The 13,622-nt window shown below is 73.2% G+C and carries 9 protein-coding genes; 4 read left to right on the top strand and 5 right to left on the bottom strand.

What is annotated here, in order from left to right; translation table 11 throughout:
• Positions 1-11: 11 nt before the first annotated feature.
• Entirely contained in the window at positions 12-1,187 is a 1,176-nt protein-coding gene (locus ACZ4WQ_RS28485) for a macro domain-containing protein (RefSeq protein ID WP_468022528.1), read from the bottom strand.
• 229 nt (positions 1,188-1,416) lie between these two features.
• On the opposite strand from ACZ4WQ_RS28485, the gene ACZ4WQ_RS28480 reads away from it, so the two are divergent.
• Genes ACZ4WQ_RS28480 through ACZ4WQ_RS28465 form a run of 4 tightly spaced genes read left to right on the top strand, consistent with a single transcriptional unit; the run spans position 1,417 to position 8,301 of the window.
• Positions 1,417-3,936 (top strand): protein kinase domain-containing protein, encoded by a 2,520-nt coding sequence (locus ACZ4WQ_RS28480; protein WP_468022527.1) that lies wholly within the window; start codon positions 1,417-1,419, stop codon positions 3,934-3,936.
• On the top strand, positions 3,933-5,600 hold the full coding sequence (locus ACZ4WQ_RS28475; protein ID WP_468022526.1) for a hypothetical protein: 1,668 nt from the start codon (positions 3,933-3,935) through the stop codon (positions 5,598-5,600). Before ACZ4WQ_RS28480 ends, ACZ4WQ_RS28475 begins: the two co-directional genes overlap by 4 nt.
• A complete protein-coding gene (locus ACZ4WQ_RS28470) occupies positions 5,600-7,717 on the top strand; it encodes an AAA family ATPase (protein ID WP_398375974.1) in 2,118 nt (705 codons plus the stop codon). Before ACZ4WQ_RS28475 ends, ACZ4WQ_RS28470 begins: the two co-directional genes overlap by 1 nt.
• Positions 7,714-8,301, top strand: coding sequence for an FHA domain-containing protein (locus tag ACZ4WQ_RS28465; protein ID WP_398375976.1), 588 nt, complete (start codon positions 7,714-7,716; stop codon positions 8,299-8,301). Before ACZ4WQ_RS28470 ends, ACZ4WQ_RS28465 begins: the two co-directional genes overlap by 4 nt.
• 46 nt (positions 8,302-8,347) lie before the next feature.
• Here the strand turns inward: ACZ4WQ_RS28465 and ACZ4WQ_RS28460 are convergent, their stop codons facing one another.
• The 4 genes from ACZ4WQ_RS28460 to ACZ4WQ_RS28445 all read right to left on the bottom strand — a co-directional run bounded on the left by ACZ4WQ_RS28460 (position 8,348) and on the right by ACZ4WQ_RS28445 (position 13,496).
• On the bottom strand, positions 8,348-8,980 hold the full coding sequence (locus ACZ4WQ_RS28460) for an RES family NAD+ phosphorylase (RefSeq protein ID WP_468022525.1): 633 nt from the start codon (positions 8,978-8,980) through the stop codon (positions 8,348-8,350).
• A gap of 26 nt (positions 8,981-9,006) precedes the next feature.
• Positions 9,007-9,693: a hypothetical protein gene (locus ACZ4WQ_RS28455; protein ID WP_311726994.1), complete on the bottom strand. Its 687-nt coding sequence runs from the start codon at positions 9,691-9,693 to the stop codon at positions 9,007-9,009.
• The gene (locus tag ACZ4WQ_RS28450) at positions 9,690-13,217 is read right to left on the bottom strand and encodes a CHAT domain-containing protein (protein ID WP_468022524.1); all 3,528 of its coding nucleotides are present in this window, start codon (positions 13,215-13,217) and stop codon (positions 9,690-9,692) included. The genes ACZ4WQ_RS28455 and ACZ4WQ_RS28450 overlap by 4 nt, the downstream gene beginning before the upstream one ends.
• A gap of 111 nt (positions 13,218-13,328) precedes the next feature.
• The gene (locus ACZ4WQ_RS28445) at positions 13,329-13,496 is read right to left on the bottom strand and encodes a hypothetical protein (RefSeq protein ID WP_311726992.1); all 168 of its coding nucleotides are present in this window, start codon (positions 13,494-13,496) and stop codon (positions 13,329-13,331) included.
• Positions 13,497-13,622: the final 126 nt, after the last annotated feature.

Raw genomic sequence — 13,622 nt, 5'->3', positions numbered from 1 at the left:
CGTCTGGGCGGTTACAGAGCGCCCACGGCCTCGGCTATCTCCCGGCTCCTGACCACCAGATGCACCCGCCAGCGCGCGTCCCGGGCCAGTTCGTCGCGGATCGCCCAGCGCAGCCAGGTCGCGCTGACCGCCGGCGCCAGGCCGCCCCGGCCCGCGCCCAGCAGCGGAAAGCAGATGGACGACAGGGCGGGCTGGTAGCGGTCGCGCTCGGCCCGGGCGAGCGCGAAGCACGCGCCGACCGCGCGGGCGATGGTCTCCGGGCGTACCTGGTACGTGTCCTCCTCCGGCGTGGCCACCGCCGCGTGGTAGATCCGCCGGACCCCGCGCGCGGCGAGCGCCCCCGACGACGTGGGCACCACCGTGCCGGGCCGGACCGGCAGCCCGGGGCGTCCATGGGCGCGCAGCCACGCGGCAAGTTCGCGCGCGAGCACATCGTCGACGATCTCCCCGGCGGGGTCGCGCACGGCGGCGGCGAGGCGCAGCGCGCCGGACACGGTGGGGCGGAAGGTCTTCGACATCTCCAGATAGACGTTCTCCGAGGAGACCAGCACCTCGATGTCCCGCAGCAGTTCGATGGGCGACACATGGACGGTGAAGGTGCTACGCGCGTCCACCGGCACGCTGTCGACCCGCAGCGGAGGCTCCTGACCGGCCCGGCGGCCGCCCGGTCCGCCCTGACCGGCCTGTCCGCCCTGTCCGCCCTGCCCGCCCTGTCCGGCCTGTCCCCTCGGCCCGTCCTGCTCATGCTCGTACGGCCCTTCGGAGGCGGAGAATCCCAGCCGCTCCCGCAGGACGGTCAGCACGGCCTCGGCGAGCTGCTCCATCACATCCCGTTCCTGCCGCTTGCGGAACCCCTCGGTGCTGACCCCGTACACGGCGGCCGCCAGCTTGCGGCGGTCGGCGGCGGCGTCGCCCCGGCGGTCGGGGAGCAGCCCGAAGGTGTGGGCCGCGGCGCGGCCGAGCACGCCGTTCTCCCCGAGCCGCCGGACGGCCTCCTTGAGCAGGGCCTCGATGCCGGCCGGGGCGTCGTCGGGGCCGTCGCAGAAGCCGCCCGCCACGGCCGCCGCGCGCAGCGCCGGCCGATCGGTTCTGCGCAGGTCGGCCAGTCCCGGCCTGCGGATGCTTTTCAGTTCGTTCAGGAGTTGATCGTATGTGGGCAGATCCGGCGGCAATGGCTCCTGACTCATGGTCACCAGGCTAGCGACGGCGACCCGAAGAGGAAATCTGTCCCACGACCGCCGTGTCAGGCCGGATAGCGCTGTAGCCAGTGCACCGCGCTTTGCCGTCCTTTGTGGTTCTCGGCAATTCCCGGCCGAGCCGGCCGAGCGGGAACACATTTCCGATTTCCGGAGCCATGAGAGCCACGACTTTCTTGATCAACAAAGGCAACGCCCGCCCGCGTACGAGGTGACCGAGATGACCCAGCCACCTGAGGACCCGCCCGCCACGGAATACGAAGAACCCGGGGAACCCGCCCCCGGCGAGGAACACCGCACGCCCGAGGAGTACCGGGAACACGGCGCCGGACCGCCGCCCACCGAACAGGAGGAGCCACCACCCCCATCGCCCCCGCCCGCGGCCGCGGCAGCCGGGGCGCTCACCGAGGACGAGCTCCCCGGGACGGGGCCCGCGCAGGTCGCGCACGGGGGACGCGACCTGCGCGGGGACACCGCCCTGCTGCCGCTCTCGCTGCGCGACCGGTTCCGGCTGCGGGCCGTGCTGCGCCGCCCCGAGCACCCGTACCAGGCGGCCGTCTACCGCGTCGAGGACGACCGCGGCACCCACATCCTCAAGTGGTACCACCGCGGACACGGCCCGGACCGCACGGTGTGGGAGCTGCTCCGCGACCGCCCGCGCCGCCACCTCACCCACTTCACCGAGACCGACGACACCGGGGCGGACGGCCATCCGTACGACCTGGCCCCGTCCTACGGCGAGACCGATCTGGCGAGATATCTCAGGGACAACCCGGGCCCCGTCGACCCCGCCCTCATCCACCGCGTCGTACGGCAGCTGCACGAAGCCCTCACGACCCTGCACGAGCTGAACATCGTGCACCGGGACCTCAGCCCGGCCAACGTCGTACTCGGCAGCCTCGATCCGGACGCCCCGAACGCCCCGGACCTCGCCCTCGTCGACTTCGCCGTCTCCGCCTACGAGCCCGCCGAGCGCTACACCCGCAACGAGCGCTGGGTCGGCACCGCGCTCTACATGTCCCCGCAGGCGTCGCTGCGCAACCAGCTCATCCACCCGCCCGCCGACTGGTGGTCGCTCGGGATGATCGTCGCCGAGATGGCCGGCGGCCGGCACCCCGTCCCCTTCACCGACAACGACCTCGTCCGGGAGGAGATCAGCTCCCGCGCCCCGGACCTGGCGCTGGTCACCGACGCCCGGCTACAGCGGCTCTGCAAGGGGCTGCTCACCCGCGACCCCGAAAACCGCTGGGGCACCGACGAGGTGGCGCAGTGGCTGGTGGGCGGCACGCCGCCGATCGCCCCCTGGGAGGAGGGCACCGCCCCCGGCGCATCCGACCCGGCCGAGGACCCGGACATCGAGCCGTTCGCGTTCCTCGGCGAGCAGTACACCCGGCCGAAGCAGCTGGCCAGGGCCTTCAGCGAGAACTGGCGGCAGACCCTGGACACCCTGGCCCGGCGGCGCACCAGGGGGGAGTTCACCCGCTGGCTGCGCCAGTTCGAGAACAAGCCGGGCTACGACGGCGACAAACTGGCCGCACTGCTCGCCCGCCTGGAGCCGCAACAATATGCGGCTCCGCCGCGTGAACCGGGGCCCGCCACGCTGGTCCGCCTGATCTCCTGGCTCGGCCCCACCCTCGACGCCTCCTATCGCGGAGTGCCGCTCGACCCGCCCGGGCTACGGGAGTTGCTGCGGGCGGCCGGGCGCGGCGACGAGTTCGCCCTCTCCGTCGTCAAGGACCTGGCGGACCACACCATCCTGCCGCTGCTGGAAGAACGCACCGGCGGCGAAGGGCTCGGCGAGGTGCAGCAGCGGTGGCTGACGGCCCGGTCCCGCTGGGAGCACACCGTCGAGCAAGTGATCACGGAGTCGCCCCTGCTGCGCGCCGCGCGCGCCGAAGTACGCGCCGCCACCCGGCTCGACCACACCCGGCTCGCCGCACTCCTGTCGCTCGCGGCGGCCCCCGTGCCACACCGGCGGCGGCTCCTGGACCGGGCCGCCCGGACCCAGGCCGAGCTGCCGCAGCCGGTGGCCTGGTACGGCCGGCTGGTGCGCGACCCCGAAGACCTGGTGCGGATGCAGCTGGCCGAGTGGCTGGCCGGGTTCGCCGCGCAGGAGTCGGAGGAGGCGCAGGGCCGGATCGACGTACAGCGCGCCGCCCTGCGCACCGAGCGCGACCTGGACGTGGCCACGCTGTGGGTGCGCAGACAGGACATGCTGCCCACGCTCGGCTGGGCCCTCTGCGGGGCTCTCATCCTCGTCTGCCCATGGATCCTCATGATCGGCGCGAGCGACCTCGCGGGGTGGTCCCCGCAGAGCACCGTGCTGACGGCCTGGATGCTGGCCCTCCCGGCGGCCGCCATCGTCCCGGCGCTGGAGATGTGGGCGGCGTACCGCATCGGCAGCCCCTTCTACCACCCGGACCGCTCCCTGGCCGGGCTGCTGATCCGCCGCGCGCTGCCCGCCGCCCGCTTCATACGGAGCCCCGGCGCCCGCTTCCCGGTCCGCGGCCTGCTGATCCTGCTGCCGCTGGGCCTGATGTGGCTCACCGTGGTCTACGCCGCCTGGGTGTGGCCGCTGGCCACCGTGGCCGCCCTCGCCTGGTGGACCTGGCACCGGCTGCGCCGCTGGCGCCGCTACGTCGCGGAGTTGCGCGGCCGGGACGGCCGTCCCGGCCGGGCAGCCCACCCCGGCCGCCGGAGGACGGCGGCCACCACGCCACGGACAGGAAACGTCACATGAGTTCAGCAGCAGCCCTCGCCAGTGTCGACGACGTGGTCCCGTATCTCTTGGAGCCCCCTCCGGATTTCAGCCTCATTTCGGAACCCAGCACCCTTCCGCAGGCCGTCCCGAACACGGTGCCGGACACTGGGGTACCGCACGATGTCGCCCAGAACCCCGGGCTATCGGGCCATATCGACACGGGAGTCGGCCAGCACGTCGTCGACGCCGTCCACAACGCCGCCGGGCACACGGTCGGCGCGGCCATGCACCAGCTGCACGACATGGTGGTGCCCGCCCTGATCGGCCTGGGCTCGCTCGGCGGCGCCCTGCTCGTCGGCCGCGCCACCATGGCCAGTGCGCAGCTCCTCGCGGCCACCGCCATCCGCGCCGCCAAGGACCAGGCCGAGCTGGAGCAGCGGCAGCTGGACGCCCGCCAGGCGGCCGAGTGCTGGAAGAACGCCGCCTTCGCCGCGGCCCGGGCCAACGCCCGCCTGGGCGCACTGCGCGCCCGGACCCGGCGGTCCGGCCCGGCCACTGGCCCCGGCGGACCGCCCGGCCTGCCCGACCTGCCGCCTCCGCTGAACCTGACGGGCATGAGCCTGGAGCAGGTGTGGTGCCGGCTGGCCGACACCGACCGCCAGGTGCGCCGCGCCGAGGCCGCGTACGCACGGGCGACGATGGAGGCCGCCGGCCGCCCGGTGTCCGTGCCTCACCTCGATGGCGACGGCGCCGACGGGGGCTGGCACGCCAAACTGCGCGCCCGGCGCCACCAGGCGCTGGAGGAGTACGAGCAGGCCGACACCGAAGCCGATGCGCGGCGCGGGGCCCCTCAGCCGCCGCGGCCCACCACGGTCACGCTGACCGAGGAGGAGGTGCTGCGGCGCGGCGCCGAGCTGCTGGCCACGCTCCCGCACCACATATCCGCGGCGGACTACCGGCTCGTGGAGGAGCAGATCGCCAGCGCGGCGGAGGTCGTCGCCCGGCGGCCCTCCATGGCCAAGCTCCATCTGCGGCAGGCCGCCCGCTTCGCCCAGCAGAAGACACACGAGGCGGAGCAGCTGCGGGAGAACGAGGAGTGGGCGGCCCAGCGACTGGCCTTCCTCCGGGACGTACCACCCGGCGTCCCCGGCCCGCTGCCCGACGCCACGGCGGAGATCGCGGTCCTGGAGAGCTTCCTGGACAAGGGCGGCACTCTGGAGGAGACCGAGCGCCTCCGGGTCGAGGCCCGCGTCGCCGGGCGGGTCGACGCGTACCAGCGCGCGTACACCGCGGAGGTGATCCGCGCGGCGGTCGAGCACTCGGAGCCCGAGGCGGTCAGGCGCTCCACGTCCGGAACGGTCCAGGTGATCGACTGGACCCCGCCGGACTGGGGCGACGAGCACTGGCTCCGCATCAGGGTGGACGCGGACGGCTACGCCCGTGTGGCCACCATGCACCGCGACCGCGACCCGGCCGAGGAGACCGACGCCGACCGCGACCTCGACTGGCAGCGCTGCGTCGAGTCCTCCGAATACCTGCGGGAGTTGCAGCGGCTCACCGAGCAGGTGGGCCTCCGCCTGCCGTTCGTCTTCGACAAGCCGCCCAGGCGGCCGGATCCGCTCGGCGGGGCCCAGCCGACCGTTATCGACCGGCTCCCGCCCAAAGTCCGCCACCGCCACCACGACGACGAGGAGCCGCGCTGATGACCGAGACAGAAACGCCGACCGCGGCCTCTCCCACATCCACGGCCGGGCTGCGCCGGGGGGACCGCGGGCTCCCGGCCTTCGCCGAGGAACTGGTCGGCACCCTCAGCGTCCACTCCCAGTACGTGCTGCACGGCAGCATCCGGGACGTCCACCTCGTCCGGCACGACAAGAACCCCGACGACGGCGGCGCGGACCGCCAGTACGACGCCCACCACACCCTCACCGAGGTCCTGTGGAACGCCCTGTGGCAGGAGGGCTACGAGGCGCTGATCCGCTTCGACATCGCCGACGGCTTCACCGTCGTGACCGGCCCCGCGGCCCAGGAGGTGCGCGAGCTGCTGCACGGCCGCGACACCCCCGGGGCCGCCCACGCCCGGCGCGCCGACACCCCCGTACACCTGGCCGAGGCCGAAAACACCCTGCGCTCGATCGTCACCGGCTGGAAGCAGCCGGGGCAGCGGGCGAAGAAGACCCCCGACGGGCGCCCGCGCCCGGACACGCCACAGCGGCAGCACCCGTACCGCGTGGTGCTGCTGATCGACTACGCCGCCCGCATCCCCACCGACGTCACCCGCCTCAGCGACCCGGAGCGGGACTTCTTCCTCAACTGCCTCAAGCTCGCCGAGGACGCCCGGCCGATCCCGGACCAGGACAGCGGGCGGCGGCTGTTCAACCCCCTGATCTGGCTCGCCGACGGCGAACGCGACCTGCCCACCTGGCTGGTGGCCGGCAGCGAGCGGGTCCGCACCATCGGCATCCCTCTGCCCGACCTGGGCAGCAGGCGGCGCATGGCCCAGCTGCTCGCGGAGGAGCACGTGGCCAAGTCCGGGCGCGGGGGCGCGGACACGGGGGGTGTGAACGGGCAGATACGGCTCGACAAGGAACAGCTGGGCACGCAACAGCCGGGCGGCGCGGAGCGGGCGCCGGACGAACACGACATCGACACCTTCGCCAGGGCCACCGCCGGGCTGACCCTGCGCGCGATGCGCGAGAGCGCCCGTATGGCCCTCGACCGCGGGCTGTCGTTCGCCGAGATGCGGGACGCGGTGCGGGTCTACCAGCTCGGCGTCAAGGACAACCCCTGGCAGGCGGATTACGTCCGCGAGCAGATCAGGAACGGCGAGGCGTACATCCGCTCGCGGGTGAAGGGCCAGGAGAAGGCGGTCGGCAAGACGCTGGACATCCTCAAGCGCGCCGCCCTCGGTCTCTCCGGCGCCCAGGCCTCCCACCCCGGCAGCCGCCCGCGCGGTGTGCTCTTCTTCGCGGGCCCGACGGGCACCGGAAAGACGGAGCTGGCCAAGTCGGTGGCCACGGTGCTGTTCGGCACCGAGGACGCGTGTCTGCGCTTCGACATGAGCGAGTTCTCCTCGAAGCACTCGGTGGACCGGCTGCTCGGCGCGCCCCCCGGATACGTGGGCTACGAGGCGGGCGGCGAGCTGACCACGGCGGTGCGCAACGACCCGTTCCGGGTCGTGCTGTTCGACGAGATCGACAAGGCCGACAAGGGCGTGCTCGACAAGTTCCTCCAGGTGCTGGAGGACGGCAGGCTCACGGACGGGCAGGGGGTCACCACGTACTTCAGCGAGTGTGTGCTGATCTTCACCTCCAACCTCGGGGTCAGAAAGCGGACCGGCGGCGGGAGCGGGCGCGGGGGGCGGGTGGCCGAGCCGGGCATGCCGTACCACCAGCTGGAAGAGATCATCCTGACCAACGTCAAGGAGCACTTCGTCGAGGAGATCGGCCGCCCGGAGCTGATGAACCGGCTCGGCGGCAATGTGGTGGTCTTCGACTACATCGACGCCAAGGTGGCCGCCGAGATCTTCGACTCGCAGGTCGGCAACATCCAGCGGGTGCTGCGGGAGGAGCAGGGCGTGCATCTGCGCCTCTCCGACGAGGCGCACCAGGCGCTGTCCGCCCACTGCACGGCCGACGTCGACAACGGCGGCCGGGGCATCGGCATGCTGCTGGAGACTCATCTGATCAACCCGCTGGCCCGCGCGCTCTTCGACCAGGAGGCGCTGGCGGGCACGGCGGTCACCGTCACCGGCGTACGTCCGGCCGCGGACGGGACGGTGGCCCTGGACCTTCGGGTGGTGCGGGGGGACGGCCGGTGAGCGACGGAAATGGCTGGTGGCAGGAGCGCGACAGCGAGGACGAGGAAGGGGAACAGCCGCAGCATCAGAACCAGGAACGGGGACCGGAACGGGAGCCGGAGCAGAAGCCGGACCCGAAGCCGGAACCGACGCCCGTCATCGAGATATCCACACCCTGCTGGAACTGCCGTGAACCGGTCGCCCCCCGGGACCCCGACTGCGCAGCCTGCGGCCGCACGCGCACCCATGCGCTGCTGGTCTGCACCGATCCCTGTCTGGAGCTCAGACACGGGCCCGGCCCGCAGCCGCTCGCCCTGGGCCGCCACCCGGACTGGGCGCCGGACACCGCCGCCCTCTTCGCCGACCGCCCGAAGGTTTCCCGCCGCCATGTGTCGATCGCGGTGGAGGCGGACGGAAGCGCCTGGGCCGAGGAGCCGCCCGAGGGCAGCCACAACGGCACCTTCATCAACGGCGCCAAGCTCATGCCGGGCATCCGCACCCCCCTGCGCGACGGCGATCAGCTCCGGCTCGGCCTGCGGATCAGCATCACCGTACGGCTTTACGGCCCCGACCACAGCAACGGCCCCGGCCCCGGCCCCGGCTGAGCCGGGCCGCGGCGCGGGGCGGCCACCCCCGTGCCGCCCCGCGCGCTCACATCCGCATGCCGGGCGGCACGATGACCGCCCGCAGCGGAGCCAGGAGTTCGTTGGCCACGCTCGTCCCCTCGAAGGTGCCCAGGTTGTGGGCGTGGCCCGGCACCGCCTTCAGCGGCTCCGCCCCGCAGCGGTCGCCGAACAGCACCAGGGCCTGCTCGGGACGGTTCCGCCGCGACTGCCACAGCAGCCCCTGGGCGCGCGGCACCTGCCGCCGTATCTCCCGTGCCCAGGCGCGGGTCTGCGCGTAGCCCGGCCCCTCGGTCTCCAGCAGCCACGAGGTCTGGAACACCGCGGCCAGATCTCTCTCCGAGAACAGCCGCACCAGGACCAGGTCCTCGGTCACCCGCAGCTTGGCCAGCGAGCGGATCGCGGCCTGCGCCCACGGCACCTGACGCATCCCCTCCGGACCGCTGAACTCCACGTCCCGCAGCAGCACTTCGGCCAGCGCGGTGGTCGGATCCAGGCCCGCGTACAGATACGGATACGGGTCCTCCGAGGTGCCGTCGAAGCGGCTGCCGCCGAAGTGGGCGTGCGCGGCGACCGGGTTGAACTCCGTGCAGGGGAAGGTGGTCTGGTGACACCGCCACAGCTCGGTGCCCGCGTCCAGACCGACCAGGGTCGGACTCATGCGCGCGCCCTCGGGAGGCGCCTGCTCTACCATGCGCCGTCTCCCACCAACGCGGCGGCCGCCTCGGTCAGCAGCGCGTCCGGCACCCGCCCCACCAGGGCCGCGGGCGCGTCGCGCAGCCATGTGTTGCCGCCCAGCCACCAGTCCGCCGCCCCCCAGGGGTCCTGGTCGGACAGCAGCATTCTGTTGATCCGCTGCACGACCGGGCGGGGCTCGCCGGTATCCGGGTCGAACTGGAAGTCCGGGTAGCGATGGCCGAGTTCCGGGTGGGTCAGCCGGATCAGCCCGGCCCTGGCCGGGTCCTCGGCGGCGGCGCCCGTGAGCCGTTCCGGGCCGCGCGCCGGGGCGGTCAGCAACCGCTGTCTGACCCCCCGGGCGATCTCGGCGCTCACGGGGTCCAGCGTCGGCCAGTCCACCGACTCCAGGAGCCGTATCACCTCATCCAGCCGGTCCGCGTCCGGCAGGACCGCCGCGCGGGCGGCACCCGCCGAGCGGAACTGGTCCAGCCGCCTGCGCAGCTCGTTCTCGCGCGGCAGGGCCAGCAGACACAGCCGCACCTCGCGCAGCGCGAAGCGCATGGCCCGCGTGTCGTCCCCGACCTCCCGGAGCCGTCGCACGCTGTCCTGGAAGCGGGCGTACTCCGCGGCGGTGAGGGACGCTTGGATCTCCGGCAGATGCCGGCGCAGCAGTTCCAGGAGATCGTTGGTGGTCACGACCGTCCTCCTTCCACGGTGGCGTGCGGCGCGGGGTTGCCCTGGTGGATGAACCCGGCCCAGGACACGACCCGGGCCAGCCCCCTCACATTGCCCGCCGTCTCCGCCAGCAACTCATCCGTCAGCCCCGGCACGGGGCGCCGGTCCGGGTCGAGCATCCACAGCTGCGCGGCCCGCAACGCGTCCGGCGGCGCCAGCCCCGTCACGGTCAGATGGTGATGGAACACCACCATCAGCGCCGCCGACGCACTGTCCGACACCTTCCACCGCGAACCCACCACATCCGTCGCGCCCCGCGCCAGCAGCGCCGTGGTCGGGGTCAGCGCCTCGTCGTGATCACGGCTGCTGAGGTCCGTCTCACAGGCGCTGAGCACGACCAGCGGCCCGGCAGCGGACCGGTTTTCAGCGGACACGACCGGTACGTCGAGGATGCGGGTGACCGTCAGCCGCCCCGAGTCCGCCTCCCCCTCGGCAAGATGCAACGCCGAGTCGGTGGGCCGCAGCCCCGCCAGGCCATGCACCACAAGATGCAGCAGCGAGGCGGCGGCCGGACCACCCGGCAGATGGGACAGCACATCCTCAGCCGTAGCCAAAGCCCCCTCGGGCGCGTCCTCGTGCCAGCCATAGAACAGAGCATCCGGATAGTAGGCGGCCCGCAGAGCCGCCACCTCGTCCTCCGCCCACATCAAGTCGCCACTGGGATCGGCCACCAGCACCGCACGCTCACCGGCCGCCGTCCGACCACGCCGCGCCGCCCGCAGAAACTCCCCACCGGACGCCGCATACGACACGACCACGCTCTCGCACACATACCTGCGCGAAGACGACGGCGACGCCGGAAGCCGGGCAGCATGCCAGGGCACCGCACCGAGGTTGCCGCACGGCACCAGGACGAGCCGAGCAGGGCGCAAGGCGGTCAGCACCGGATCGAGTACGGCCTCGCCCGCCCAGTCGCACAACGCCTCCAGCGCCGCCTCCCACCGCCGATGGGCCTCGGCGTACGCGTCCAAGTCGCTCTCAGGCACGGCCGAACGCCGCGCGCCCGCATCCAGATAACGCTCCAACGGCTCCCGCCCGAGCGCGCCGAGGCCCGGCAGCTCCAGCGTGGTCGGCCGGCCCGTACGCGGTACGAGCACGGCCACACCGCCAACCGGGCCCTGCCCGGGCACCAGGTAGACCAGCGCGTCGGCGCCGACGACCCGCAGCCCCTCCCGTAGCTCCGCGACCCCGGGGGCGCCGAGCAGTCCGCGCAGCCCCTCCGCCCCGCCGCCGGGCCGCCGCAGCGCGTCCAGGGCGCGGCGGCGCAGGGTGCTGGGGATGGCAAGGCCGGGGGCGGGCTCGGTCGGCATGATGCGCGCGAGCGCGGTCCGGACATCGTCCGGAGTGTCGGTGCCGACACCGCCGCCCGTCGGCGCGGCCTGAGGCGGGAGGTCCCGTACGGCGCTCCGCCACTGTTCGGCCAGCTCCGCCTCGCCCCGGGCGGCCAGCTGCTCCGGAACCCCCGCCGCCGCGGCGGCGGCGCGCAACACCAGCCCCCGACCGTTCTCCAGCGCCTCCACCGCCTCGCCGATCCGACCGTCCGCGGCGGCCCATCCGGCGGCGAGCAAGCCGCGGCTGGCCCCCGCGCGGGCCACTTCGAGACCGTGTTCGGCGCCGAGTTGCAGCAGGACGTCCTCGGCGAGCACCCGCAGCGACTCCTGTGCGGTGGTGACGGCGGCGGTGAGGTCGTCGCGCTCCCGGTCGCCGCGCAGGTGGTACGCCTCGGCCAGGTCCCACAGCACCTTCTGGCGGGTGTCCGGGCTGGTGCGGTCGGTGAGGTCGCGGCGGGCCTGTTCCAGCTCGCCGATCGCCTCCTCCAGGACGGAACCATCACCGGTCGACGTGTGGACGGCCAGCAGCGCGTAGACGAGGGCCTGCCGGATACGGATGTGCCAGTCGGCCGTCGAAGCGGGGCCCTCCAGGGCCCGCCGGGCCCGGGCCACGGCTTCCCGGACCCGCGCGGTGTCGGGTTCGACCACGGAGAACAGGGTCAGTGCGGGGGCCCAGGCCGCGTCCATCATGGGCCGGGCGAAGGCCGGGACCTTCGGGTGCCGCGTCGCCTCCTCAAGGTAGGCGACGGCGGTGCGCAGGGCGGTGACCCCGCCGTCCAGCAGGGCCAGGCTCAGCTGGACCTGGCCGAGGAGGAAGAGCACCAGGAACCGCCATTCGCTGCGGTCGTCGGTCTCCTCCAGCAGGTCGAGCAGTTCGCCGAGCAGGTCCTCGAGCTTTTCGCTGTCCCGCTCGTCCAGGGCCTGGTTCGTACGCATATGCACATGCATGCACTGGTTGCAGATCCGTAGCCCCTCCGCGCCGGGCCCGGTGGCGTGTGCCGAGTCGAACACCGAGGAGGCGGGGTCGAAGAGCTGGTCGAGGTGGGCGCGCGCCTGGTCGCGGTCCTTGAGGTTGCCGCCCAGTGCGGTGGCCGCGGCCAGCAGACCGGGCGAGATGAGGTCGGCCATCCAGCCCACCCGGCCGGATCCCCCGTCGCCCACCGCCCCGTTGATCAGCTCCGCCGCCTCGGCCAGCCGGTCGGCGTCGCCCGTGCGTACGCCGTGGGCCATGTGGCTGAGCGCGGCCCGCATCGCGGTCTCCGCCTCTTCGCCGTCCGGGCCCTGGCTCACCGACTCGACCAGGGTGTCCAGGTCTTCCGGCCGGACGGTGCCGGGAACTTGGAGCTCCATCAGAAGAACGGCCTGGGCGAAGGTAAGGGCGGCCTCTTCGTCTGTGAAGTCCGTCGGTGGCTCGGCCCTACCGCCTTCGCCCGCTCCGTCCGCGGCGAATTCGGCAGCCATATCGCTCAGGTTCCGCAGCAGCACGGAGTAGCCGCCGGGCAGCCGCTGCGACATCTGGTTGGCCAGGTCGGCCACCTGCTCGAGGTCTCCGGCGCGCGCGACGGCTTGGGACCGCTCAAGGGTCTCGGCGATCCACGACATGGGCTCGGCGACCTTCTCGGGCAGCGTCGGCGCCAGTTCGGTCAGCAGCCCGCCCAGCTCCGCGAGGTCGCCGGTGAGTTCCGGATCGCCCGCCGATATCCGGCGGCCCACCTCGAAGGACTCCATGAGCTGGGACAGCGTGCCGTTCCACCCGGTCACCATGGCGGGCGTCAGCAGCAGCTGGATCTGGTCGAGGCCGGCGAAGGCCTTGTCCCGTGGGCCGAGCGCCCCGGCGGCGCGGGCCGCGCGCAGCAGCCGCAGCCCTCGGGCCCGGTCCTCGTCCGTGGGGGCGCGCTGGTAGCGATCGGCGTACAGGCCGCCGAGCCTGGCCCGTACGGTGCACAGCAGCGGGTCGGCGTCCGGGACGGCGGCGGCCAGCTCCGCTTCGAGCGCGTCCAGTTCGGACCGTACGCGGTCGGCTCGCGCGGGGTCGGGTGGTGCGGAGGGAGGCGGTTCGCCGTCGGCGAGGCGGTTCGACGCGGTGCACGCGAGGGCCTCGGCCGCGGCCCGTTCGGCTCTGCCGCGTAACGCCGCGATGTCCTTCTCGTCCACGAGCCCGTCCCCCTTCGCCGCGCGAGGCTCCGTCCATCATCGGCCCATGAGCCCGGACGCAGGAGGGGTTTGATCGGCTCTGCCGGAAACCGACCGGAAGTCGGCCGCGAATCACCCGGCGTGCTTGTCGCGCAGCACGTACAGGCCCGCGGCCGACCCGAGCACCACGACGCCCGTGCCGACGCTGACCAGCATCTGGGTCACACCGCTGAGGGTGATGCTGGTGAAGACGTTGGCGACGAGGGCGATGGCCAGGACGGCCCAGAGCAGAGACTTCATCGTGGATTCCTTCGGTGAGCGGTTCCGGTGAGCTTGTGGGATCCACAATGCCGTTCCGGGCATGGGGTGTTGGAGGGAGTGCTCTCCCGAACTCATGGTGTAGCGCGCTACACCAACGGCCGGGGT

Source organism: Streptomyces sp. NPDC028305 (assembly GCF_055569495.1).
The sequence above is the reverse complement of the archived record's forward strand: the minus strand, read 5'-3'. Positions and strand labels throughout refer to the sequence as shown.